Source organism: Marininema halotolerans (assembly GCF_900116235.1).
GTDB classification, from domain to species: domain Bacteria; phylum Bacillota; class Bacilli; order Thermoactinomycetales; family DSM-45169; genus Marininema; species Marininema halotolerans.
Map to the genome: position 1 here is coordinate 360,125 of NZ_FPAA01000001.1, position 24,465 is coordinate 384,589.

Annotated in this window: 20 protein-coding genes and 1 pseudogene; 7 read left to right on the plus strand and 14 right to left on the minus strand. The window is 45.7% G+C overall.

Going from position 1 to position 24,465, the window contains the following annotated elements:
• Positions 1-286: 286 nt before the first annotated feature.
• From icmF to CHX35_RS01855, 7 genes are all read right to left on the minus strand, one after another.
• Positions 287-3,538, minus strand: a complete 3,252-nt coding sequence (gene icmF, locus CHX35_RS01825; RefSeq protein WP_091832940.1) for a fused isobutyryl-CoA mutase/GTPase IcmF — start codon at positions 3,536-3,538, stop codon at positions 287-289.
• The gene (locus CHX35_RS01830; RefSeq protein WP_091832943.1) at positions 3,519-4,184 is read right to left on the minus strand and encodes a TetR/AcrR family transcriptional regulator; all 666 of its coding nucleotides are present in this window, start codon (positions 4,182-4,184) and stop codon (positions 3,519-3,521) included. Before CHX35_RS01830 ends, icmF begins: the two co-directional genes overlap by 20 nt.
• Positions 4,181-5,137, minus strand: a complete 957-nt coding sequence (meaB, locus tag CHX35_RS01835) for a methylmalonyl Co-A mutase-associated GTPase MeaB (RefSeq protein WP_091832946.1) — start codon at positions 5,135-5,137, stop codon at positions 4,181-4,183. Before meaB ends, CHX35_RS01830 begins: the two co-directional genes overlap by 4 nt.
• A 24-nt stretch (positions 5,138-5,161) precedes the next feature.
• The gene (locus tag CHX35_RS01840) at positions 5,162-6,304 is read right to left on the minus strand and encodes an acyl-CoA dehydrogenase (protein ID WP_091832949.1); all 1,143 of its coding nucleotides are present in this window, start codon (positions 6,302-6,304) and stop codon (positions 5,162-5,164) included.
• Positions 6,305-6,373: 69 nt separating this feature from the next.
• Positions 6,374-7,516, minus strand: coding sequence for an acyl-CoA dehydrogenase (locus CHX35_RS01845; protein ID WP_091832952.1), 1,143 nt, complete (start codon positions 7,514-7,516; stop codon positions 6,374-6,376).
• A gap of 60 nt (positions 7,517-7,576) precedes the next feature.
• Entirely contained in the window at positions 7,577-8,434 is an 858-nt protein-coding gene (locus CHX35_RS01850; RefSeq protein ID WP_091832955.1) for a 3-hydroxybutyryl-CoA dehydrogenase, read from the minus strand.
• 36 nt (positions 8,435-8,470) lie between these two features.
• Positions 8,471-9,649 (minus strand): acetyl-CoA C-acetyltransferase, encoded by a 1,179-nt coding sequence (locus CHX35_RS01855; protein WP_091832958.1) that lies wholly within the window; start codon positions 9,647-9,649, stop codon positions 8,471-8,473.
• Positions 9,650-10,187: 538 nt separating this feature from the next.
• Here CHX35_RS01855 and CHX35_RS01860 point away from each other — a divergent pair.
• Both CHX35_RS01860 and CHX35_RS01865 read left to right on the plus strand, forming a co-directional pair.
• Entirely contained in the window at positions 10,188-11,144 is a 957-nt protein-coding gene (locus CHX35_RS01860) for a trypsin-like serine peptidase (RefSeq protein ID WP_091832961.1), read from the plus strand.
• 64 nt (positions 11,145-11,208) lie between these two features.
• The gene (locus CHX35_RS01865) at positions 11,209-11,583 is read left to right on the plus strand and encodes a carboxypeptidase-like regulatory domain-containing protein (RefSeq protein ID WP_091832964.1); all 375 of its coding nucleotides are present in this window, start codon (positions 11,209-11,211) and stop codon (positions 11,581-11,583) included.
• 53 nt (positions 11,584-11,636) lie between these two features.
• Here CHX35_RS01865 and desA read toward each other — a convergent pair whose 3' ends face one another.
• Entirely contained in the window at positions 11,637-12,653 is a 1,017-nt protein-coding gene (desA, locus tag CHX35_RS01870; RefSeq protein ID WP_176391827.1) for a Delta(5) desaturase DesA, read from the minus strand.
• 584 nt (positions 12,654-13,237) lie between these two features.
• Between desA and CHX35_RS01875 the strand changes: the two genes are divergently transcribed.
• Genes CHX35_RS01875 through CHX35_RS01885 form a run of 3 tightly spaced genes read left to right on the plus strand, consistent with a single transcriptional unit; the run spans position 13,238 to position 14,346 of the window.
• The gene (locus CHX35_RS01875; RefSeq protein ID WP_091832966.1) at positions 13,238-13,477 is read left to right on the plus strand and encodes a spore coat associated protein CotJA; all 240 of its coding nucleotides are present in this window, start codon (positions 13,238-13,240) and stop codon (positions 13,475-13,477) included.
• Entirely contained in the window at positions 13,474-13,755 is a 282-nt protein-coding gene (locus CHX35_RS01880) for a spore coat protein CotJB (protein ID WP_091832969.1), read from the plus strand. The genes CHX35_RS01875 and CHX35_RS01880 overlap by 4 nt, the downstream gene beginning before the upstream one ends.
• A gap of 21 nt (positions 13,756-13,776) precedes the next feature.
• Positions 13,777-14,346, plus strand: a complete 570-nt coding sequence (locus CHX35_RS01885; protein WP_091832972.1) for a manganese catalase family protein — start codon at positions 13,777-13,779, stop codon at positions 14,344-14,346.
• Between the two features lie 74 nt (positions 14,347-14,420).
• Here CHX35_RS01885 and CHX35_RS01890 read toward each other — a convergent pair whose 3' ends face one another.
• From CHX35_RS01890 to CHX35_RS01910, 5 genes are all read right to left on the minus strand, one after another.
• Positions 14,421-15,389: an exonuclease/endonuclease/phosphatase family protein gene (locus tag CHX35_RS01890; RefSeq protein WP_091832975.1), complete on the minus strand. Its 969-nt coding sequence runs from the start codon at positions 15,387-15,389 to the stop codon at positions 14,421-14,423.
• Between the two features lie 215 nt (positions 15,390-15,604).
• Positions 15,605-16,441, minus strand: a complete 837-nt coding sequence (locus CHX35_RS01895) for an aldo/keto reductase (RefSeq protein WP_091833463.1) — start codon at positions 16,439-16,441, stop codon at positions 15,605-15,607.
• Between the two features lie 153 nt (positions 16,442-16,594).
• Entirely contained in the window at positions 16,595-17,155 is a 561-nt protein-coding gene (locus CHX35_RS01900; protein ID WP_091832978.1) for a GNAT family N-acetyltransferase, read from the minus strand.
• Between the two features lie 200 nt (positions 17,156-17,355).
• Positions 17,356-19,029: a VanW family protein gene (locus CHX35_RS01905; RefSeq protein WP_091832981.1), complete on the minus strand. Its 1,674-nt coding sequence runs from the start codon at positions 19,027-19,029 to the stop codon at positions 17,356-17,358.
• Between the two features lie 80 nt (positions 19,030-19,109).
• The gene (locus CHX35_RS01910; protein WP_091833466.1) at positions 19,110-21,257 is read right to left on the minus strand and encodes a (Fe-S)-binding protein; all 2,148 of its coding nucleotides are present in this window, start codon (positions 21,255-21,257) and stop codon (positions 19,110-19,112) included.
• Positions 21,258-21,779: 522 nt separating this feature from the next.
• On the opposite strand from CHX35_RS01910, the gene CHX35_RS01915 reads away from it, so the two are divergent.
• Both CHX35_RS01915 and CHX35_RS01920 read left to right on the plus strand, forming a co-directional pair.
• Positions 21,780-22,304: a hypothetical protein gene (locus CHX35_RS01915; protein ID WP_091832984.1), complete on the plus strand. Its 525-nt coding sequence runs from the start codon at positions 21,780-21,782 to the stop codon at positions 22,302-22,304.
• A 467-nt stretch (positions 22,305-22,771) separates the two neighbouring features.
• On the plus strand, positions 22,772-23,059 hold the full coding sequence (locus tag CHX35_RS01920) for a hypothetical protein (RefSeq protein WP_091832986.1): 288 nt from the start codon (positions 22,772-22,774) through the stop codon (positions 23,057-23,059).
• 137 nt (positions 23,060-23,196) lie between these two features.
• Here CHX35_RS01920 and CHX35_RS18120 read toward each other — a convergent pair.
• A pseudogene (locus tag CHX35_RS18120) lies at positions 23,197-24,034 on the minus strand (IS30 family transposase).
• Positions 24,035-24,465 lie beyond the last annotated feature (431 nt).

Consider the following 24,465-nt stretch of genomic DNA (forward strand, 5'->3'; position numbering starts at 1 on the left):
CAAATTGAATGTGAAGTCAACCAACCGGCAACAAAAAGTGTCGAATAGCGTTTAAGGTCAGGGATCCGTAAAAATGAGCATCTTTCTCTACACGAAGTATTGCCTTGACTCCCCCTGTTGAAACTCCACAAAGATAATTTCGGAGGCTTCATGGATGCACCATACAGAAAATATCATTGGTAAGGTTATTATCTTCTCCCCAACCGCATACCTGTGAAGTTCTTAAAAAGCTTTAATAAATAAAACCCGCCCTCATCAATGGGCGGGTCTTATCAACTACCTACCACTACATATTACGACGATACTGTCCACCCACTTCAAAGAGGGCTTCGGTAATTTGACCAAGGCTTGCCACTTTCACGGTCTCCATTAGTTCAGAAAAGAGATTCTCCCCTTGGCGTGCCGCTTCCTTTAATCGTTGAAGGGCTTTATCGGCCTGACTCTCATGTTTTTCTTGGAAGGCGCGAAGGTTATTTATTTGTGCATTCTTTTCTTCCGTGGTTGCACGTGTTAGTTCATATTCCATCTCTTCAACTTCCCCTTCCTTCAGGAAGGTATTTACCCCAATAATCGGAAGCTCCCCAGAGTGTTTCTTCGTCTCATAGTAAAGGGATTCCTCTTGAATCTTTCCACGTTGATACTGGGTTTCCATCGCCCCCAGTACCCCACCGCGATCGGAGATCCGTTCAAATTCTTGCAGGACCGTTTCCTCTACTAGATCGGTTAACTCTTCGATGATAAAGGAACCCTGAAGAGAGTTTTCATTTTTAGCAAGACCCAATTCCTTTGTAATAATCATTTGAATGGCCATCGCCCGCCGTACTGAGTCTTCAGTAGGCGTGGTAATCGCTTCATCATAGGCATTGGTATGAAGGGAATTACATTGATCGTTAAGCGCCATTAACGCTTGTAGGGTCGTGCGGATGTCGTTGAAATTCACCTCTTGAGCATGAAGACTACGCCCGGAGGTTTGCACATGGTATTTCAACTTTTGACTGCGCTCATTGGCTCCATACAATCGCTTCATTACAACGGCCCATATTCTTCTCGCCACCCGTCCGATTACCGCATACTCGGCATCGAGTCCATTGGAGAAGAAGAATGATAAATTGGGAGCAAAGTGGTCGATCTTCATTCCCCGGGAAAGATAGTACTCCACGTAGGTAAAGGCATTGGCTAAGGTAAACGCCAATTGGGAAATAGGGTTTGCCCCGGCTTCAGCGATATGATATCCACTAATACTCACCGAATAATAGTTTCGCACACCTTGATCAATGAAGTATTGTTGAATATCCCCCATCATCTTCAAAGCAAACTCGGTTGAGAAAATACAGGTGTTTTGCCCTTGATCTTCCTTCAGGATATCCGCTTGGACGGTACCACGTACAGCTGCAAGTGCTTTACTTCGTATCTCCTGGAATTCCTCAGTTGAAGGGCTCCGTCCCTCTCGTTCCCGGAATCGCACCACTTGCTGGTCGATCGCAGTATTGAGGAACATCGCAAGAATAATCGGTGCAGGTCCATTAATCGTCATGGATACACTCGTTGATGGAGCACACAGATCAAAACCCGCATACAACTTCTTCATATCCTCTAACGTACAGATGCTAACCCCTGACTCACCAATCTTCCCATAGATATCCGGACGCTCATCCGGATCACGCCCGTACAGGGTCACACTATCAAAGGCGGTAGAGAGACGTTTCGCTGGCTCCCCTTCAGATAGATAATGAAAACGCTTATTGGTTCGCTCAGGTGTCCCCTCACCCGCAAACATTCGCTTAGGATCCTCATCCCCACGCTTTAAGGGAAATACTCCCGCAGTGAAGGGAAACTGGCCTGGAACATTCTCTTGCATCTGCCAACGAAGAATATCTCCCCAGTCGTTGTATCGAGGCAAGGAAACTTTGGGGATTTTCGTCCCAGAAAGGGTTTCCGTATAGAGGGAATTACGAATTTCCCGATCCCGGACCTTCACAACCAACTCGTCTTGAGCATAGGTCTTCTTAATATTAGGCCAGGCTTTTAGGGCTTTTTTTGCTTCTGGCACAAGGGTCTCTTGGATGGCTTCTTCCGCTTCGACTAATGCTTCCAATGAGGATTCCTCGTCCGTTTTTCCTTGTTCTTGAAGGAGAGTTTTCACCCCTTGTATTTGGAACAATTGCCGGGCCAGTGAGGACTGCTCCTCGGTGTGTTTGTGATAGTTACGAACCGTTGTCGCAATATCACGTAGGTAGTGCGTACGCTCTGGCGGGATAATCCGAGCGGCTTCAGAATCTCCACCTGTTCCCCAGCCTGATTTCCAATTAAGGGAGCATTTTTTCACTAGATGATCGATAACTGCACGGTAGAAGCGATCCGTTCCTGGATCATTAAAACGGCTGGCCATGGTTCCATAAACTGGGATATCCTCATCGGAAACTTCAAAGCGATTGTGATTCCGACGATACTGCTTCTTCACATCACGTAGCGCATCCTCTGATCCCTTGCGATCAAATTTGTTAATCGCCACCAGATCAGCATAATCGAGCATCTCAATTTTCTCTAACTGAGAAGGTGCTCCAAATTCAGAGGTCATCACGTAGACGGATACATCACTCACCTCAATGATATCCGCGTCCCCTTGCCCAATCCCACTGGTCTCTACAACCACCATGTCAAACCCCGCATTCTTTAACACGGCAATGGCATCTTTGGTAGCTGCGGAGATCTCCGAGCGAAATTTCCGTGTCGCAAGACTACGCATATAAACCCGGGGATGATGAACTGCATTCATCCGAATACGGTCGCCCAATAAAGCTCCACCTGTCCGCTGTTTCGATGGGTCAATCGATAGGATTGCAACACGCTTATCAGGAAAGTCCGCTAGAAAGCGGCGTACCCATTCATCAGTAAGTGAACTTTTCCCAGCTCCACCGGTTCCGGTCAAACCGACAACAGGGACTTTTTTCTCACGTTGCGGCACAAGGGAGGCAAGTTTAGCTGCTACACTTCCTTGGGCACCCGTCTCCTGCTCCATTTCTGCAAGGGTGATCAAACGCGCCACTGCCGCTGGATCACCCGTAACCGCTTTTTCCGCTTCCCAAGTAATCGCCTTCACAGTAGGAAAGTCACAAGCCTTCACCATATGATTAATCATGCCTTGCAGACCCATCACACGGCCATCCTCCGGCGAAAAGATACGGGCGACCCCGTATTCATGGAGTTCCTTTATTTCCCGGGGAACAATAACCCCACCTCCCCCGGCAAAGACCTTGATGTGTTCCCCACCACGTTCACGTAGGCGATCAATCATATATTGAAAGTATTCCATATGCCCTCCTTGATAGGAGGACACCGCAATCCCTTGTACATCTTCTTGAATCGCCGCATCAACAATTAAATCGACAGAGCGGTCATGCCCTAAATGAATCACTTCCACTCCCGTTCCCTGTAACAAGCGACGGAACAAATTAATGGATGCATCATGTCCATCAAAGAGACTCGCTGCAGTCACAAATCTTACTGGGTACTGCGGTTTAACTCTCTCGTTCGTCATCGTAGTCGCCTCCCAAATCCCCTTGGGTGCATTCACTTAAAAGAAGGGCGGTTTGCCGGCGTGTGTACTCTTCCAGCGTATAATGCCCTCCCAAGGCCCATCGACGAAACGTCCACATTTGTCCTAACACCATAATATTGTGGGCCATAAGTTTTACAAAAGAAGGCTCCAAGGTTAATGTTCCATCCTGAATTCCACGTTGGAGAATTCCCTCAAAAATTGCGGTAATCTCCTTTTCCTTATCGAGGATGCGCTTTTTTGCCTCCTCCGATAAGGATTTTGTCTCCTGATAGATCAGAAGAACATAGTCACTCATCTCACCCATTAAACGGAAATGTTCTGCGACCGCGCGAGTAAGACCCTCTTTTCCTGTGGAGATCCCCATCACAGCTTCCCGCAATCGACGCTCTAACTCCGTATGAATGTGATCGCATACGAGGTATAAGACATCTTCTTTGCTTTGAATGTACTCATACATTGTCCCGATGGACAGACCACATTCCCGGGCAATCTCCCGGGTTGTCGTCTTATGAAAGCCCTTACGGACAAATAACGTAAATGCCCCCTGAATAATCTGCCTTCGTCGTTCTTGTACCAAGCGCTGGTTTTTTACCAGGGAGGGAATCCCATTCTCGTCACCCATCATGGGGTGTCGCCTCCTTCAACTGCTAACCGGGCTAGCCATCGCCGGGCTACTTCATGGGGAACTTGCTCCCGTGCTTGGACCTCATCCAAGTCACGTTGAAAGGCGGGATCCTTCACATGTTCTTGCAGACGACGCGACAGTTCCTCCCCCATAATTTCCTGAACCTCGCGTCGGAGCCGAGCAAAGCGCCTTGTTTCCCATTCACCACTCTCTTTCAGGTAAGCGAGGTGGGAGGTCAACTCCGTCCAAAGTTCTTCCATCCCTCTACCATCTTTGCTAATGGTTTCACAGATTGGCGGATGCCAAGAGGCTTCACTTTTTGCTAAGTGGAGCATCTCCTCCACGTCATGCACCAACTTCTTTGTTCCGTCCATATCCGCTTTATTAATCACAAATAGATCGGCTGTTTCCATAATACCGGCTTTGAACACCTGTACAGCATCGCCACTCCCTGGGGTGAGAACAAGTGCCACGGTATCCGCCAAATGCATGATATCGATTTCCGACTGTCCTACGCCAACGGTTTCAATAAAGATTACGTCCATTCCAGCAGCATCCAGCACACGTGTCGCTTCCTTCGCTGCCCGGGCTAATCCACCCAGATGTCCCCGTGTACCCATGCTCCGAATATAAACGCCCGCATCGAGGGCATGACGAGTCATCCGAACACGGTCCCCGAGCAATGCCCCCCCTGTAAAGGGACTCGTCGGGTCAACTGCAATCACTCCAACTTTTTTCCCTCGTTTACGCGCTTGACTAACCAGCTCATCCACTAAGGTACTTTTTCCTGCACCCGGGGCCCCCGTAACCCCGATAAGACAAGCTTTCCCTGTATAAGGAAAAAGGGCTTTCAATAACGGTTCACGACGCTCATCCCCATTTTCAATCCAACTAATCGCACGGGCCACTTTGCGTCGCTCACCTTGGCGGATTCGATCAACCCAATCCTGCACGGAGACCCCCTCCTCCCCTATGGATTATTCCTTTAATAAGAAATTCGCAATAACAACGCGTTGAATCTCATTGGTCCCTTCGTAAATTTGCGTGATTTTCGCATCCCGCATAAACCGCTCCACAGGATACTCCCGGGTGTAACCATAACCGCCGAAGACTTGAACTGCTTCGGTGGTAACGTTCATCGCTGCATCACCGGCGTATAATTTAGCCATAGCGGATGCTTTACCATAGGGAAGCCCTTTGGACTCTAACCAAGCAGCTTGATAGGTCAACAACCGTGCCGCTTCGATTTGCGTCGCCATATCCGCTAATTTAAATTGGATCCCCTGAAGCTTTCCGATAGGTTGTCCAAACTGCTTCCGTTCCTTTGCATACGCCGTTGCCGCATCCAATGCCCCTTGTGCAATCCCTACTGCTTGTGCTGCAATACCATTCCGTCCACCATCAAGGGTCATCATGGCGATTTTAAAGCCTTGCCCTTCTTCACCAAGGCGATTTTCTACCGGAACTCGGCAATCTTCAAAGATGATTTCCGTAGTCGGAGAGGAACGAATCCCTAATTTCTGTTCTTTTTTCCCGATTGAAAAACCAGGGGTATCCTTCTCCACGATGAAAGCAGTAATGCCGCGATGCTTTTGACTTGCATCCGTCACCGCAAAGACCACATAAATCTCTGCTTCGCCCCCATTGGTAATAAAAATTTTATTTCCATTGAGGACATAATGGTCGCCATCTCGCACCGCTGTCGTCTTCATTCCTGCAGAGTCCGACCCCGAACCTGGCTCTGTCAATCCATAAGCACCCATTTTCGCTCCTTCAGCCAGTGGCTTTAAGAAACGTTCTTTCTGTTCTTCGGATCCAAACTTCCACAAGGGCCAACTCGCCAAAGATAGGTGAGCAGAAAGGGTAACCCCCATGGATCCACACACACGGGATAGCTCTTCGACTGCAATCACATAACTTAAAAAATCAGAATCCGCACCATTCCATTTTTCTTCCCATGGGATCCCCGTCAAACCAAGTGCTCCCATTTTGTCAAAAATCGAACGATCAAAACGTTCCTCTTCATCTCGAATGGCAGCGGTAGGGGCCACTTCTTTCAGGGCAAAGTCCCGTACCATTTTCCGCATCATTTCATGTTCTTCACTCAGACGAAAATCCATTCTTTAACGCTCCTTTTCCAGCAACCCGATGTGCTGTTTCCATTGTTTGATCAAGGGAAAGGGATGAATTTAATCGCTCAGAAGATCCTGTGCAATCACCAAACGCTGAATTTCATTGGTTCCCTCATAGATTTGTGTGATTTTCGCATCACGGAAGAGTCGTTCCACAGGCATCTCCCGCGTATAGCCATATCCGCCAAATACTTGAATGGCCTCCGTTGTCACAGCCATCGCAGTATCAGAAGCAAACATCTTGGCCATTGAGGACTCCCGTCGACAAGGGTGCCCTGCTTCACGAAGCGTCGCAGCGCGGTAAATTAGTAGACGTGCCGCTTCAACTTGTGTAGCCATATCCGCTAGTTTAAATTGAACCCCCTGCAAGCGACCAATTGGACCCCCAAATTGCTCTCGCTCCTTTGCATAGGCGGTTGCCGCATCCAATGCAGCTTGAGCGATCCCTAATGCTTGGGCACCAATACCAATGCGACCACCGGCTAGATTAGCAAGGGCAATCTCATACCCCTGTCCCTCTTCCCCTAACCGTTGCGACACGGGTACCTCAGCCTCTTCAAAGGTTAAGGAAACCGTGTTCGAGCCTCCTAAGCCCATCTTTTTCTCTTTTTTACCAATGTGAAAACCCGGGGTATCCTTCTCTACAATAAAAGCCGTAATTCCCTTCGAACCCTTTTGTGGATCCGTCACCGCAAAGGTAATATAGGTATCAGCGGCACCCCCGTTGGTGATAAATACCTTACTACCATTGAGGATATAGGCATCCCCTTTTCGTTCGGCACGGGTACGAATACCCTTTGCATCCGAGCCGGCTTGAGGTTCTGTCAAAGCGAATGCACCCAGATAGGTCCCCATTGCAAGGGGACGAAGATATGTTTCTTGTTGCTTTTGGCTACCATATTGCAGAATTGGATACGTCCCAACAGAGGTATGCACTGACAGGATAACTCCAGCGGTAGCACTCACCCTTGAAATCTCTTCAAGGGCGATGATATAGGAAAGATAATCCGCTCCGCTTCCCCCATAGGCCTCTGGAATCGGAATCCCCATCAGACCGACTTCACCCATTTGGCTCACCACTTCTTTAGGAAAGCGATCTTCTTGATCCATCGATTCGATCCATGGCGATATCTCTTTTTTTGCAAAATCCCGTACCATTCTTCGCATCATGTGTTGCTCTTCGGTTAATTGGAGTTTCATCTCCATCTCTCCCACTTCACTAGATCCAGATGACTAGACCCTTACCGTCAAACGCGACTTTCAATTTTCATAAACGTAAAAACCGCGTCCCGTTTTACGCCCCAGCCATCCTGCTTTGACATATTTACGCAAGAGGGGGCAGGGACGATATTTTGAATCCCCAAACCCTTCATGCAAGGTTTCCATAATGTACAGACAAGTATCCAAACCAATAAAATCCGCTAAGGTAAGGGGGCCCATGGGATGGTTCATTCCTAGTTTCATCACCTGATCAATCGCTTCAGGTTCAGCAACCCCTTCATAAACGGCGGTAATCGCTTCATTAATCATGGGCAACAAAATTCGGTTGGAGACAAAACCAGGGAAATCATTCACTTCCACAGGTGTTTTACCCATCTCCTTCGCCAGGGTCTCCACCGCTTGATAAACCTCATCCTTTGTTGCTAACCCTCGGATCACTTCTACTAATTCCATGACCGGAACTGGGTTCATAAAGTGCATCCCAATCACTTGCTCAGGGCGATTGGTAGCCGCAGCAATCTCTGTAATTGGCAAAGAGGAGGTATTGCTTGCTAGAATCGTATGCCCTGGACAAATCCCATCCAAGCGACGAAACAACTCCGTCTTTATCTCCATATTTTCGACAGCCGCTTCGATCACGAGATCCGCCTTGGACGCTGCCTCTGTTAAGTCAGTGGTTGGTGTAATTCGACCAAGAATTACATCCCGCTCCCCTTCTGAAAGACGGCCCTTTGTCACTTGACGGGTCAAATTCTTTTCGATCACGGCCATTCCCTTAGCCGTAAACTCCTCTTTCAGATCGTTTAGCTTCACCACCAGACCTGCTTGAGCAGCTACTTGAGCAATTCCACTGCCCATTTGACCCGCCCCGATCACGGTTACCTGTTGAATCCTCACGATCCCATCCCCTTTATATCGAGTTCAATTGAACCATTAGTCCACACGAATTAATACCGCATCCCCTTGAGCCGCCCCACTACAAATACCGGCTACACCCAGGCCTCCGCCGCGACGACGTAACTCATGGATCATTGTCAAGATAATTCGGGCACCACTTGCGCCTATGGGATGGCCTAGGGCGACTGCCCCCCCATTGACATTTACTTTCTCGTGATCCCAACCCAGGATCTTTCCATTAGCCAAGGCAACCGCGGCAAAGGCTTCGTTTACCTCAAACAGATCAATGGCATCCACGGATAAATCATGCTTTTGCAATAGTTTTTTAATCGCATAGGCAGGCGTAATTGGAAAATCCTTTGCCGCCATGCCAATCGCCGCATGACCAAGGATTTTTGCCATGGGTTTCACACCGAGCGCCTCCGCCTTTTGTGAGGAAGAAAGTACCATGGCGCAAGCTCCGTCGTTTACACCTGGGGCATTCCCTGCAGTCACGGTGCCGTCCTTTTTAAATACCGCTTTTAACCCGGATAGCTTTTCAACGGTCGTATCTTTACGAGGGGCTTCATCCGTATCGATAATCATCTCCCCTTTGCGGCTCTTCACTGTAACGGGTACGATCTCATCAGCTAACTTCCCAGCTTCAATAGCTGCTGCCGCACGTTGGTGACTCCGCAAAGCCCATTCATCCTGTTCTTCTCGTGTAACCTCGTGCTCAGCGGCCGTATTGCTACCGTGGACAATCATATGCACATCATGAAAAGCACACCAGAGACCATCATGAATCATCAGGTCGGTCATTTGACCATCACCCATACGTTGTCCCCAACGAGCACCTTTTAACGCATAAGGAGCATTGGACATGCTCTCCATTCCGCCTGCGACCATGACATCCGCATCACCCGCACGGATAATTTGATCGGCAAGGGTTGCGCTGCGCATCCCGGATGCACATACCTTATTAATCGTCTCCGTACGAATCTCCCAAGGAAGTCCGGCATGACGGGCTGCTTGGCGCGAAGGAATTTGACCGGCTCCGCCCTGAAGAACCATCCCCATGATGACTTCTTCCACCGCTTCATCTGGAACACCCGCTTTCGTTAATGCACCACGAATCGCGATACCGCCCAATTCCGCTGCGGATAAATCCTTTAATCCTCCACCAAATTTACCAAAAGGGGTTCGTGCCCCACCCAAGATTACTGTTTCAGCCATATCCTTCGCACCTCCGTAATAGTTATGAAGATTCCAACCGAGCGCTCGTTCAGATATTGCCTAAAAAATAAAACGCTTCCATAGTCAAGATTACTCTCTTTTCACTCGATTGGCAAATGGTCCGCACTAATTGAATGTTCCTGAACACAGAAATTTATTTACCCAAGTCGACTATGACTCTGTTCGAACTTGATGAAGGTCAAAGACCGTCGGGTAACCCCTCGAAAACCTGTACCCTTTATGTAATAAGAATTTTATACGGTTTAAATATTATGAATATTTTTAAATGTTAAAATTCTGTTGTTAGGGGTAAATATTTTGTTAATTAAAAAATCATAAAATATCTATTTATATTTAATTTAAATTAATTTATTTTATATATAGATTAATTATACAAAATTTATTATATAAATTAAATAAATAAAATACTCCCCACTCAAACAAAACAAACTTTTGATTGCTTGTCCACACAATTGACAATATTTAGTTAACTGGATATAATTTTCAAGAAAATTAGAAAATTTAGGGAGGCACGTTTGTGATCAATCGAAAAAAAGGTATCCGTGTCCCGCTGTTTGGTCTGGTTGTAGCTTGTATCATCGCAGTACCTATGATGGGGTTCTCGAGTCCTGCATCTGCCGCCAAGACAAAACTGTCGCCAAATACCATGGTCTCCAACGATGGCAAGGTAACTACGCCGACTGCTCCCTCTAGTAATGAATTTACCAATCATTGGGATGGTGCTTCTACCTCCAGTTACAAAGGAACAGGGAAGATGGTTAGCAACAAAACCACCTCCATTGTCACTAAAAAAACCACGGTTAAAAACGACTTGCCATTTATCGGTGTCAAGTCCATCATTGGTACCGACAGTCGTGTCCGTGTCACGCCTGCTAGTTCGTACCCCTACCGGGCAATTGCCCATATCTCGAGTGATATCGGTGGGTGCACCGGATGGTTTATTAATCAGAATACCATCGTTACCGCTGGTCATTGTGTTTATAACACCAGCACCAACAAATGGGCAACCTGGGCAACGATCACCCCTGGTAAAGATGGCAGCAGTGCCCCTTATGGGACAGCAAGCGCGGTCAGCTTTCACTCGGTAGTCGGTTGGGTGACAAACGAAGATACCAACTACGACTACGGAGCAATAAAAATCAATTCCAACATTGGATCGACCACTGGATGGTTTGGACTCCTCTGGCAATCCGCCTCCCTAACTGGCACAGCGGAAACCATCAGTGGCTATCCAGGTGATAAACCCTACGGGACCCAATGGCGGCATAGTGATCAAATCCGGCAAACCTACGCCCGGAAATTGCATTATGCTAATGATACCTATGGGGGCCAAAGTGGTTCCCCTGTCTATAAGAGTGACTATCACAGTATCGCCATTCACACCAACGGAGTATATGGGGGAAATCCCTATAACCGTGGAACACGCATTACCGAAGATGTCTTTAATAACCTTCTCTATTGGCGAGATCTTTAATACAATACAACCAGGGAGTCAAAGCTCCCTGGTTGTATTTTTCATCAAAAGGAGTGGGTAGGCTGTGTATCGTACTCGGTGGATCTTCATTTCTCTGATATTATTTTTAGTCGCAATCGTGACCGGTTGTTCGTTTTCCCATAACCAACCCAAAGCAAAGGAAACCATTATGCTAAAAGGAACCGTCACCGACGAAAAAGGAAACCCTATCGCTCAAGCGAGCGTAGTTCCCGAATCAAAGGCAAATCCCCCTGTCGAGGTACCGGAGAAGACCGTTTACACCGATGAAGATGGAACCTTTGTGTGGCACCTTAAACCCGGCCCTTATGATCTATCCGTTTTTAAAGATGGCTATAAAAGAGCCACCCAACGGATTAATCTCTCCACAAAACAAAAGACCGCTTCCACAACCATCGTATTACAAAAATCCCACCACTAACCCCATGACCCTCTACATGCGCAGGAAAAGTAGCGCAAACCATACCACAAAGGTTATTTCTTACTTTGTTCCATACGAAACCGCTTGATATACCCAAATCCCATCAACTTCTTGCGATTCTCATCCCAAATCCGATAAGTCAGAGCGCGAAAGCTGGAAAGCAATGTTACAGGGCGCACATCTTGAAACATCGGATTTTCATGATGGGCACGATTGAGGTTATAGTTTGGAACACGCGGGCTTAAATGGTGGATATGATGGAACCCAATATTGCCCGTAAACCAATGTAATATTCTTGGCAATCGATAAAATGAACTTCCTTTAAGCGCTGCATCCACGTAGTTCCACTGCTCACCCTTTTCAAAATAAGCATCTTCAAATTGGTGTTGTACGTAAAATAACCACACGCCTGCCAAGGTTGAAAGCAAGAAGATGGGTCCTTGAATTAAAACAAATGCTTTCCACCCAATTAGCCAACAAAGTCCACCAATGATTAGAATAAGGGAAAGATTAACGATATAGGTGTTGAGTCGTTCTTTTCTTCTGGCTCCTCTGCGGTTAAATCGATAATTAATCAAGAAGATATACGAAGGCCCCAATCCAAACAAGACGATTGGATTACGATACATGCGGTATGCTAATCGCTTCCACCAGGGCATAGCAAGATACTCATCCACAGTCAGGGTCCATATATCTCCGACCCCATGGCGATCCAAGTTCCCACTGGTTGCATGGTGAACGGAATGACTATATCGCCACTGATAGAATGGCGAAAAATTTAATATACCCACAAGGGTTCCCACAATTTCATTTGCTCTTTGGTTAGGAAAGAACGAACCATGGCAACAATCATGAAAAATAATAAAGGCCCGTACCAATAAACCAGATGCCAATATACAAGGAATGATAGTTAACCAATAGGAGATTGATAAACTCCAGTACGCTATATACCAAAGCAGAAAAAACGGGACAAGTGTATTAATGATCTGCCAAATACTCCGCAAGACACTCGATTGTTCATAAGGCGCTATAATTTTCCGCCAACTTGCTTTCACTCCAGATTCGAACACTAGAAGATCTCCCTCCAAATTCGGAATACACCCCTACTGCTTCCTCAACCCATAGCCATTCTCATGAAAACAAGATCAATTTTACTACCTTTTACATGGTGATGCATTCACAGTTACCCTCATGGGTCTAACGCATTCATCTACCCCATCGCCAATTAAAAATGACGCTTCTTTATGATGGTACTTTGTATCCGTGAAATTGGCAAGCAAACACTGTTGTAAACAAAAGGAAGAGGCGCTGTCGCCTCTTCCTTTTGGTTTACACCGTAATATAGGGTCTATTACTTATCAGTCACCCATTCATCCCTAAATATACAGGAATGAAGACCACACCCTATCATCTACTTTTCATCAAATCTACTTGAACACATAAAATATTACATAAAAAATACATTAAAACAACAACATCGATTATTTACTATATTATTTTTTATTATTCAACAATCCACATTAATACTTTTATCCAAATCTATCTATAAACTAAATCGATCACTTTGTCCCTTGTTATCCTTCTTTTTGTTGTTCTAACCCCTGTATCGTACCCAATAAACTGAAGAGAAGAATGTTTTCGAAGGAGGAGCATGATGTACACCTATCGGAAATACTACCGGCCATATATCGGCCCCTTCGATCCCTGTCCTCCCTTGCCATATCGGAGTTACGAAACCCCCCCACAACTCTATCTTGGATTCCAACCATACAATCTGCCTCAAAACTCCCCACAAGATGCGCTACGGACCGGAACACTGTGGCCCGATCTTTTTGCTCCCTATCCCAATCCTTATAAGGTTCCCACTTCAGAGGAAGGAGGGGAACAGGATTGACAGAAAAGCAGTCGAGTAATAATGAGTCCACCCAAGCCTACTACACCCTACTCAAGCAAATTCAGGCCCTCGACTTTGTCCTTGTGGAATTAACCCTCTACCTCGATACCCATCCCGAAGATACCCAAGCCATCCAACAATTTAATACGACCTCGCTACAAAGCAATCAATTAAAACAACAATATCAACAGCTATATGGCCCACTGTACCAATTTGGTGCTAGTCCCTCTGGAACCCCCTGGAATTGGAAGGATGCCCCTTGGCCCTGGCAGGTGTAATCATGGGAGGAGGAAGTACTTTTGTGGATTTATGAAAAGAAATTACAATACCCCGTCCGGGTCAATAAGTGCGATCCCCGGATGGCTAAGTATCTGATTGAACAATATGGGGGTGCAGATGGCGAATTAGCCGCCGCTCTTCGTTATTTGAACCAGCGATATACGCTACCAGAAAAAGTGATTGGCCTTGTGAATGACATCGGAACCGAGGAATTGTCTCACTTAGAAATGATTGCAACCATGGTTTATAAATTAACGAAGGATGCAACAGCCGAGCAGATGAAAGAAGCAGGACTTGGCGCACATTATGCCAGCCATGATAAAGCCCTATTCTTTAATGACGCCTCAGGGAACCCCTTTTCAGCCACTTATTTTACTGCCAAGGGTGACCCCATCGCCGACCTCTACGAAGATATTGCCGCCGAAGAAAAGGCACGCGCCACCTATCAATGGCTGATTAACATGACCGATGACACCGACCTCATCGATAGCCTCACTTTCCTAAGAGAACGAGAAATCATTCATTCCCAGCGCTTTCGGGAAGCTGTAGAGATTATTAAAGAAGATCAGTCCACTAAAAAAATCTTTTAATGAATGAACATAAAAAAAACAGACCGCAATATATAGCGGTCTGTTTTTTTTATGTTCAAGTAACGTTAGGTGTCTTAGGGTGTGAGGCGAAAGCGGGCTACAAGGCCTGCATAAAGAGAAGGCCAAAGGGGAGGAGTGCGTGAACGCTGACTTATCCCTACTCGGCCAATACCTAGCAAATTCAATCGCCTACGAGGCCGATATAAGATATAGTCCACTCGCTGGGAGAGGGTACTTTGAGTATTTAACAGATTGAAGTTTTGACAACAGGTGTTGCCAACACCTCTACCCCCAACACGCCACGCATCCGTATACCCTGCTTGAAGGAATTGCCGATATGTGGGTGCATTGATATTGGCATCGCTTTTAAAATCGCCTACTAAAATAGTAGGAATCGCGCGTCGATTTAAGCTTTGAATCAGTTGTGTGGCTTGAGCCATCCGAATGGGTGCAGCCGCAGCGGAGGATTGCAGACGGGTGTTTACAAAACGAAACACGGTTCCGTATGCCCTTACATCGACAGAGGACCACCCTAAATTCACAACCGTCCGTTGTCCTCCCACCGTGGTAACGAGGTTTGTGGAAAAGGTATTGTTTTGAACATTGGAGTAGGTAAAAGGAGCATTTACACGGGCGAGTATGACATTTCGATCAAGAGTACGAATGAGATATCCCGTCGTGGATAGACTCCGGCCACTAAAATTATTTCCTACAGCAATGGGGCGATAATTTAATCCCTGTTGTCGCAATGCACGAAGCAAAATCGTGAGAAAGTCGTAGGTTACCCGAGGCGCGCTGGTACCAATGAAAGGAATAAGCTCTACTCGACTCATTTCTTGCAATCCAATAAGATCTGGGCTCGTTTTTTTAATTTCTTGCGCAATGGACCTCGCGCGTAATGGAAAATTATTAGCAAGAAATTGTTGCAAGAGTTCGGTAGCAAGGGGAGGGAGTTGTGCCCGTGTGGTTTGAAGAATAAGATTTAAATTGGCACCCAAATAGACATTATAATCCATAACGGAGACGTTTCGATTTCTTACCATTACTACCCTTCTTTCTAGTAGAATACTAGATTATATGAAAGAAGGATTAAGGGAGACACGGCAGGTGTGTTGAGTGATTTTTCAGACAGCACTCCAAAACCTTGAAAGGATGGAAGTATTCTCGGCGCAATGAATAGAAAAAGGTGCCCCCATTCATGAGAGCACCTTTTTCTATTCATTCAGCTTCGCTTTATATAATTGGATAAACTCTTCCATTAATTAAAATCAATCATAAACTCATCCGGACTTGGACCGATACGCTCCTCTCGATTCAACTCATCAATGAGCGCCATGTCCTCAGAAGAAAGGGTGAAGTCAAAGATATCCGCATTGGAACGAATGCGATGTTCTTTAACCGATTTTGGAATGGTAACCACGCCATTTTGAATATCCCAGCGTAAAATAATCTGCGCTACACTTTTCCCATGGCGATCAGCGATCTTTTGCAGAGTGGAATGATTGAGTAATCCCCCTTGCATTAGTGGACTCCATGCTTCTAAACGGATGCCTTGTTGCTGACAATATGCGGCCAATTCCTTTTGTGCGAGGCGGGGGTGATATTCCACCTGATTGACCGCTGGCACCGTATCCGTGCGTTGGATCAATTCCTGTAAGTGATGAACTTGAAAATTACATACCCCAATCGCCCGGGCTCTTCCCTCCTTCTGAAGGTGCTCCAAGGCACGCCACGTATCAATATAACGATCCTTCCCAGGCCAATGAATTAGATATAAGTCAACATAGTCCAAGCCCAATCGTGCTAGACTCTCATCAAAGGCATTCAATGTCTTGTCATACCCTTGATCCCGGTTCCATACCTTTGTCGTTACAAAGATTTCTTCACGGGGAACACCTGATTGACGAATGCCACGTCCAACCCCTTCTTCATTGCCATAGATCATCGCTGTATCAATGCTGCGATATCCGAAGCGGAGGGCTGTGGATACGGCTTCCTCTACTTCCTGTCCTCGTGCTTGCCAGACACCCAGACCAAGCCATGGCATATTTACACCGTTATTTAACGTAACCGTATCAGAAAGCGTGTGGGGAATACTCATCATCTACCTCCTCCATTGACTGTAATCCTTCTATGCTCTTTGGGACTTATATAGTACCCCGCCCAGAAGTATTACCACCTAAAGGAGGTTCGTACACCTCTATTAAAGAAGAAACGATCATTTTTTCCAATTTCTTTTCTCTACAACTCACGAAACAAACTTCCCCATGTATAACTCATCGACATATTCCCCGTTTAACCAGGCTTGCTGTGGACGACGTCCTTCTACCTTAAAACCCGTCTTTTCGTATAATTGAACCGCACGTTCATTATTGGCCCAAACATCCAGGTTAATTTTTCGTATTGCCGGATGTGATTCTGCCCAAGTGACCGAATACTCAAGTAGATTTTTACCCAGCCCAAACCCTCGAACTTGTGACGTTAACCACGTACGGAATTTAACAATATGATCACTGGTGCCTCTTAATCCCCGTCTGAGGATCGCTGCCCCAACAATTTGCTGATCGACAAGCACCACCGTATACATCCCGCCATCCCGTTGAATCGAAAGGATTTCTTCTCGTTGTTGATTGATGTTGGGTAGGGATTCAGGTGTTTCATTTAAATAGATTCCCTCCCCAACCACATGTGCCAATTGATTGTATAACTCTTCAGCATCCTCCCCACAAGCAGGACGTATGAGAAGCACATGCCCATCCTGTTCCCATTGTTGTACCTTTTGAAAGGGTTGGTATTGTGTAGTTACCATACGGTATACTCCTTTTTACTCATGACAAATAGATGGTGCTCCTAGTATGTCGATCGATCTTCTTTTCTATGTTGAACCCTACTTCAAAGCCAACAAAAAAAAAGACACCTGTTGTGCCTTTTTTATCATGGGATCACCCTAGATGATGCTAAGCAATCTTCTGATCATTCACCAAGCCACCCTCGGTGTTCACTTTGCGATCAATTTCTCGTGCGACTCGTTATGAGGACTCGATCCATTCCATCCGCAGCGGTAACTGGATCAGGGGGGTTCTCTGCATTGCCTCCAACGGTATCCCCGTCCTCCGTATTGGGATCATCTCCACCGGTTGTTGTCGAAGGGTCACCTCCTGTCGTCTCCGTCCCCGTATCTTCACCTCCAGTAGTCGCACCTGGCTGATTAGGTGGATTCCAAGGCCCCGCATCGGTGGTCGCTGGGGCAGTCGAAGTCGAATCACCGTCCCCTGACTCATGATGCCCTCGATCTTCATGACTACCGTCATCGTGATGACGATCGCTATTATCTGAATCCGATTTATCTTCTTTGGATTCTTTCGTACCTTGCTTAATCGTCTTCTCATCCAAAACCGCAGAAGGTCGTTTGGGGTCTTTGGCTGCTTCTTCCCTTGGCAGATTTGTCAGTGCAGCCACCACTGTACGAGGAACTGCTTTTGCATCCGGTGTTGAAAAAATCTCAATACGAATATAGTTGGTTCCCATTTCACTCTTAATTAAAATGGGTTCTTTCAGGTTATTGCGAAATTCATAATCGGGTGTATCCCATGCAACAGTCGCATCTCGCCCTTTTGGAATATAGGTATCCTGTCGATTAAACGAAAAACGATAAACCGTCTCAAGCCCTGCTGCATCCACACTATTAAATAAGGTGGAGGAGGTTTGTGAAACCCCTCCACCGATTCCTTCACTAAATTCCGCCGCCATTTTTTGTGCGACGGGTAAATAGCCTCTTTGAGCTCGACGTTCACCTACCACTTGATTAAAGGAAAATAGTTTGCCAGGATTGATAATGCGATTATTGAGCGCTTTCGCAGACTCCCGAATGTTGTGGACTCGATTGATATTTTGGTTATTAAAATAGGTGGTGTAGGTACCGATGCGTTGTTGATCACACGTTGTTAAATCCTTCTTAGTCACATGAGGAAGATCCTTTTTCATGGGGAGGGACTGTGGTTTGTTCAACATCTGATTCACCTTAGGTAGCCAATCCTCCCGGATTTTTTCAATATCAAGAACCTGCCCAACTTTTCCTGGTTCGACCTTTTCCCCCCACCGCGTAAGCGTCGCATCTTGTGCGGGTTCATTCACTTCCTTACCAATTTTGTTCAACCAATGAAGGATGGATTCTTGGTCTAAGGTTGCTGGGTCTTTACCATTGTAGCCGACTTTTTTCAAATCCATCTTCCACTCTTTATCCCCATTAGCCAAGACCAAATTCATGGGATCACTAAACTTACCGGTTAACCAAAAATAAGAAAAAATTAAGAGAGCAACTAAAAAGAGTGCCAATAAACTAACAGCAAACCAACTTTTCGCCTTTTTTTGCGGCTGTACCTCATTATAACGCTTGGCATAGCGGCGCCAGCCTGGAGAAAACTCTTTACGAAGTTCTAAATCGATTTCATCCATCGGTGCGACTTCTTCCGGTTGTTGCTCAGGCGTTACACCCGGGGACGGATCGTTTTTCTGTTGCGTCAACCGTTCGTAGGCACTTCTAACTTCCCGAAAGCGGCGTTCGGCTGATACAGATGGATTGACATCGGGATGGTACAACCGTACAAGACGGCGATAGGCCCGTTTAATCTCCATCTCGGATGCATTTTTGGCGACTCCCAAAACCTCATAATCGTCTCTCATCGGTGTCTTCCTTCCGAGTCATTCATTAGAAAAATCTCCACGGGAATCCGCCCGTGGAGATCCTATACTTAAAGTGCGGATTAATGAACGCCAGGTGCGACTTCAGCTGGTTTCTCATCAAAATCCACAGAGAGTGCCAACACTTCAGCCACGTCCATTGTTTTCACTTCATCCTCAACTTCTTTTGCCTTCGTCCCATCACTCATCATCGTCAAGCAATAAGGACAAGCGCTACCAATGACACTCGGCTTAACAGCAAGAGCCTGTTCGGTACGAGCCGTATTTACCCGTACACCCGATTGCTCCTCGACCCACATCATGCCACCGCCAGCACCACAGCACATTCCATTCTCCCGTTTCCGTTCCATCTCTACCAATTCTACACCAGGAATCGATTTAAGGATATAGCGGGGATTATCAAACTCTTCATTATAACGACCCAAGTAACAGGAATCGTGATAGGTAATCCGCTCTTTCACCTCATGAACCGGCTTTAAGCGCCCTTCACGCATGAGTTGAGCCAACAATTGAGTGTGGTGGTATACTTCCACGCCTTCGAGACCAAAGTCAGGATACTCATTCTTAAATACATTGTAAGCATGAGGATCCGCTGTAACAATCTTTTTCACACCATGTTTCTCAAAGGTTGCGATGTTGTCCATTGCCAGTTGCTGGAACAAGAACTCATTCCCCATCCGTCGTGCGGTATCGCCGGAGTTTTTCTCTTTCTTACCGAGCGTAGCAAATTTCACGCCCGCATGATCCAGCAATTGCACCAAAGCACGCGTGATTTTTTGACTCCGGTTATCATAGGAGCCCATCGATCCGACAAAGAAGAGGTACTCAAAATCCTTCTCTTCCTTTACCGTAGGTGCATTCAATCCTTCTTCCAAGCCCTCGGTCCATTTTTCCCGATCCTTACGACTAATTCCCCAAGGATTCCCTTGCCGCTCAATGTTGTTAAAGGTCCGAGTCGCTTCTGCAGGCATTTCTCCTTGGGTCATGACCAAGTGGCGACGCATATCAATAATTTTATCCACATGCTCATTCGAAACAGGACATGCATCTTCGCAGTTCCGACAGGTTGTACAAGCCCACAGCTCTTCTTCTGTAATGACATCACCAATCAAATTGATCGGATATTCGTAGGTACCATCTTCTTCCTTCGATACCGTCATATTGGTTGCTGAATTCGCACCAGCAAAGGCAAAAGTAGGCATCCAAGGGCTATTCGACGTAATAGCAGATCCCTTTTCGGTCAAATGATCCCGCATCTTAACCAAAAGATCCATTGGAGAAAGCATCTTCCCAGTGCCTGCCGCAGGACATACATTGGTACAACGGCCGCACTCCACACAAGCATATAGGTCAATCAATTGTTTTTGATTAAATTGTTCGATTTTGCTTTTCCCGTATTCGGTGATCGACTCATCTTCAAAGTCAATCGGAGTTAACTTAGGAGGTCCTTGTCGCTTGAATAACGTGTTAATCGGTCCCACAAGCAAGTGAAAGTGCTTCGATTGGGGGACATACACAAGGAAAGAAAGAACCACAAGCGCATGAATCCACCAGAAAACATAGAACATGACCTCAGCAGATCCCGTCGACATCCATTCAAAAAACATGGAAATTGTACCCGAAATGGGGGTAGCCCAGGCTGGGAGAGTATGCCCTTGCCATACATGTTCAAAACTTGCACCCAGCAAGATTGAGAACATCAACGGAATCAGGAACAAATAAACCAATCCAGCTTTAAATCCCCGCTTCAAACGAGCCAGTTTTTCAATATACCGACGATAAAAGGCATACAGGGTCGCTACCAATACGGCAAAGGTGGTAATTTCCTGTAACAGATTAAATACAGGGTATGCTGGTAGTGGCAAGTGATACTTGCCTCCCGTTAGCCCTTTAATAAAAAGATCCAACGCACCAAATTGAATAAGAATAAAGCCATAAAACATCACAACGTGCATCCAACCGCTCTTCTTATCCTTTAAGAGCTTCTTTTGACCAAAAACATTGGTCCAAAATGATTGCCAATCCGTCTTCAGATCCGCCGGTTCCCCTAATTTGAGAAAGGTATAACGACCATAGATCGCCCTCGCAGCTAGGAAAAAACCATAACCAAAAACGGCGAGGAAGAGGATGAGGTTAATCGTTTGAAAAGTCAATGTTTCCACTCCCTTGCTCCGAGTTAATGATGCGTGTTCGCTCTTCACCTTACGCATCGGGAAGAATTGTAGCGCTAACATGTTAGAAGACTAGTATATAGGCCCTAAGTTTGATAACGGTTTCAACCCTTCGACTGATCACTTAGTTTGTCTTTTGTGGCTATTGTATCACAAAATGAGTGGTCATTCATTCATTAATTTCCTTCCATCCACTTCCATATGAAAGGACAAAACACAACCATTTCTTTTTTATAATAATAAGATAATCATGCTCTGATTGATAGTGTTTCATCCTTATTATTTCATGATTAATTGCGCATTTGAACCTCCCCCACCAACTTTGTTGAGGTAGGAGTATTCTCATCTTTATGAGATAAAATTTACTGGGTTAGCAGTCAGTTTTTGCAAACGTTGAGATGAATTGCACCACTTGACTACTGACTATTTCATCACCGTTAAATAGATCAAGGGAATGATGCTGATTTTCATCGCTTTTACCCTTGCCACATAATTAACCATCGTGTATTCTTTTTCATCATGGTTCAATTTACTATACGTACATAATTTGGAGTGGATATGGTGCAAATAACCCTAGCCGATGCGATTGTGCTGCGCAATCAAATTGCAAAACGCATTCAAGAGTTGATTGCTGATAGAAACCAAGTAGCTTATGTGACGGCTCCAAAAGGTGAGAAATATGATGCTCCTGCTCAAACCGTCGATGAACTATCGGGTCAATTAGATCGCGTACGCACCCAGTATTTACAGCTGGATTATCTAATTCACCAAGCCAATGTTCAACATACCATTCAATGGAAGGATCAACTTCATTCGATTGTGACAGCGATTGAATTAGCGAAGCAAATGAGAGGCGAGATCTCTGCACTAAAGAAGTTTGCTACAAGTGATAAACAAAGCTATCGTTCGGACTATGGAAGTGACACCATGATGATTACACATGCCCAGTTTGAACCCTCGACATATAAAGAGAAAACATTGCAGATTAGCAAACAAGTGAACCGCTTATCTAGTTTGATTGAAGCGAAAAACCACGAAATTAAACTTCATTTCCCAGAGGCAACCGATTACTTAGCCGATGAATGAAATGACCTTACAGTCTGCAATCATCACGACGCATCTTGGTGATTGCAGACCGTAAGGTCTCAGAAGAATAGGAATCGCCTTCCATGAGCGCATCCATGGAAACCCATGATGAATCATAACGATCACAGGTTACAAGGAACAGCTTACGTGCTAACATCTGACAACTAACGAACGTTTGCACCCGCTGGGAACCCTTTTATATTACTAAGAGAATTTCCTATTCTTCTGTAGGGAGCTGGGTCAAATGACCTGGCTCCCTTTTTATAATCAATGAAGGATCTTCTCTTGATTTGATCTAGATAAAGATGGCCAACCATTTAAGAGGGAATAATTTTTAAGGGGCTGTCTTTTCGTCTCATATAAGCAAAGTCTAACCTTTGCTAAAATAATTTTTTCATATTATGTTTACTTTTCGAATATTTTTTATAAACTCAATCATCTAATTTGAGTAGATATGGAGGGATCGCATGGAGAATAGCAATGATGTAACTACATCTCAAGCATCCGATTGGTTTGCATTGCTTCAAGCAAGTAATATTACAATTGGGGATACTGCAGTTTTTGTAATGGAGGGCGGGGCTCCACGTGTCGTCAAAGGCACACTGATTGCTATTGCGGATGCTGGAACAGCGGGAATCACTTATATCCGTGTAGCGTTGTCCCAAGCATTTGAGCAATTACCTGTCGGTGGTTTGATGACGATTCTTGCAGATAAAATCGTAGCATTCGGAAAAGCTGCTCCTGGAGGAGACTAAATCAATTCCATTAATCAATACGCCTCCACATAAGGTATTCCTTAAGTGGAGGTACAACAACCTTGGTAAATACTAATGCTATCAAAGGTTTCAGTCGTTTTACCTGCAAGCCATATGCACATAACCCAGACGGATTGTCAAGCTAAGTGCAATACAGCCTCAAGAAACGATTCGTCAGCGGATTTCCAGCCTAGGCATTTTCTCGGGCGATTGTTTATGAGAAAGATGGAGTGATTGAGTTCTTCGTCAGAAACCATAGCGAAATCGGTTCCCTTGGGGAAAATTCCCGTAACAGTCCGTTAGCATTTTCGTTGATTCCTCGTGGCCATGAGGAGTAAGCGTCTGCAAAGTGATATCTAGCTGTTGCATAGCAGGGAACCCATTTCCACGGTCGAGAGTGGAAATTTGAAAGGTATCTTGAGGAAATCGATCCGCGATCCATCCCACCGCTTTTTCCATGGAGGCAGCGGTACGGACTGCTAAGTATAACTGCGCCTTACGTTCAGCAAACGCAGCTACACATGCCTTACTTTTCCCGCGGCGGGATACCACTGTATTCAGCTCCCAATGGCCAACTTCTTCTCATTTTCTTACGCGGTTGGGCGTTGCCTGATCGATTTCCCCATGGTGAATCTCCCACGTTTCTCCACCGGTTGGCGGCGTTTCCCTTTGTGACGGAATACATAAACGTCTCCTTTAACCAAGCGCTTCTGATACAGCCAGCGGTAGATGATTTTAAACGAAATCCCTGGGAACAAATCGGTTTTTTTTCGCTGAGAGATTTGCTCAGGAGACCCTGTTTGGGTAAGCTTTTCCTTCGATCTCCTGAGCCAGCTGTGGCGACCATTCCCCCTTGGATCTCTAGGCCTCTGATAAGCCATGTGAGAGGTTTTCGATGGCTCGTGTTGACCAACCAAGCTCGTGCAAGGTGGCTAGCTGTCCACGCTCGTATGTAGTAAGGTGTGAATAACCCATGGTTGATTCTCCTCTGTAAATGGTGGTCTGGTAACTCCCATTTTACACGAATCGGCCATGGGCCATTTTTTACCCTTATAGGGTATCACACTTCATTTTACAATCCGTCATAATAATAAGATAATCGTGCTCTGATTCATATTGTTTCTCTTTATTTCATGATGAGTTTCGCCATTAGAACCTCCCCCCACCTACACCAACACAAAAATATAGGAATTATTGTAATTACCGTCTACTAACCGAATAACTTCCAAGCTTAGACCGCCATCCCAACAGCAAGGATCCTGCGGCTTCTTGCGAGATATTCTTGGAATTGATGTATCAGTCATGGTGGGTGTTACAGGTACGGTATGTCCACCGAATTCACTTATATATTGTATTGATAAATACTAGAAAACTAGTAGAATAATGAAAAATAGAATGTACTGTAA

Bases quoted from the DNA above. Each gene is read 5' to 3' on its own strand.
- CHX35_RS01845 (WP_091832952.1), bottom strand. From the start codon at position 7,516: ATGAAACTCCAATTAACCGAAGAGCAACACATGATGCGAAGAATGGTA.
- CHX35_RS01920 (WP_091832986.1), top strand. From the start codon at position 22,772: ATGGAGAATAGCAATGATGTAACTACATCTCAAGCATCCGATTGGTTT.
- CHX35_RS01905 (WP_091832981.1), bottom strand. From the start codon at position 19,029: ATGAGAGACGATTATGAGGTTTTGGGAGTCGCCAAAAATGCATCCGAG.
- icmF (WP_091832940.1), bottom strand. From the start codon at position 3,538: ATGACGAACGAGAGAGTTAAACCGCAGTACCCAGTAAGATTTGTGACT.
- CHX35_RS01830 (WP_091832943.1), bottom strand. From the start codon at position 4,184: ATGATGGGTGACGAGAATGGGATTCCCTCCCTGGTAAAAAACCAGCGC.
- CHX35_RS01890 (WP_091832975.1), bottom strand. From the start codon at position 15,389: ATGGTAAGAAATCGAAACGTCTCCGTTATGGATTATAATGTCTATTTG.
- CHX35_RS01900 (WP_091832978.1), bottom strand. From the start codon at position 17,155: ATGGTAACTACACAATACCAACCCTTTCAAAAGGTACAACAATGGGAA.
- CHX35_RS01875 (WP_091832966.1), top strand. From the start codon at position 13,238: ATGTACACCTATCGGAAATACTACCGGCCATATATCGGCCCCTTCGAT.
- CHX35_RS01855 (WP_091832958.1), bottom strand. From the start codon at position 9,649: ATGGCTGAAACAGTAATCTTGGGTGGGGCACGAACCCCTTTTGGTAAA.
- CHX35_RS01910 (WP_091833466.1), bottom strand. From the start codon at position 21,257: ATGCGTAAGGTGAAGAGCGAACACGCATCATTAACTCGGAGCAAGGGA.
- CHX35_RS01840 (WP_091832949.1), bottom strand. From the start codon at position 6,304: ATGGATTTTCGTCTGAGTGAAGAACATGAAATGATGCGGAAAATGGTA.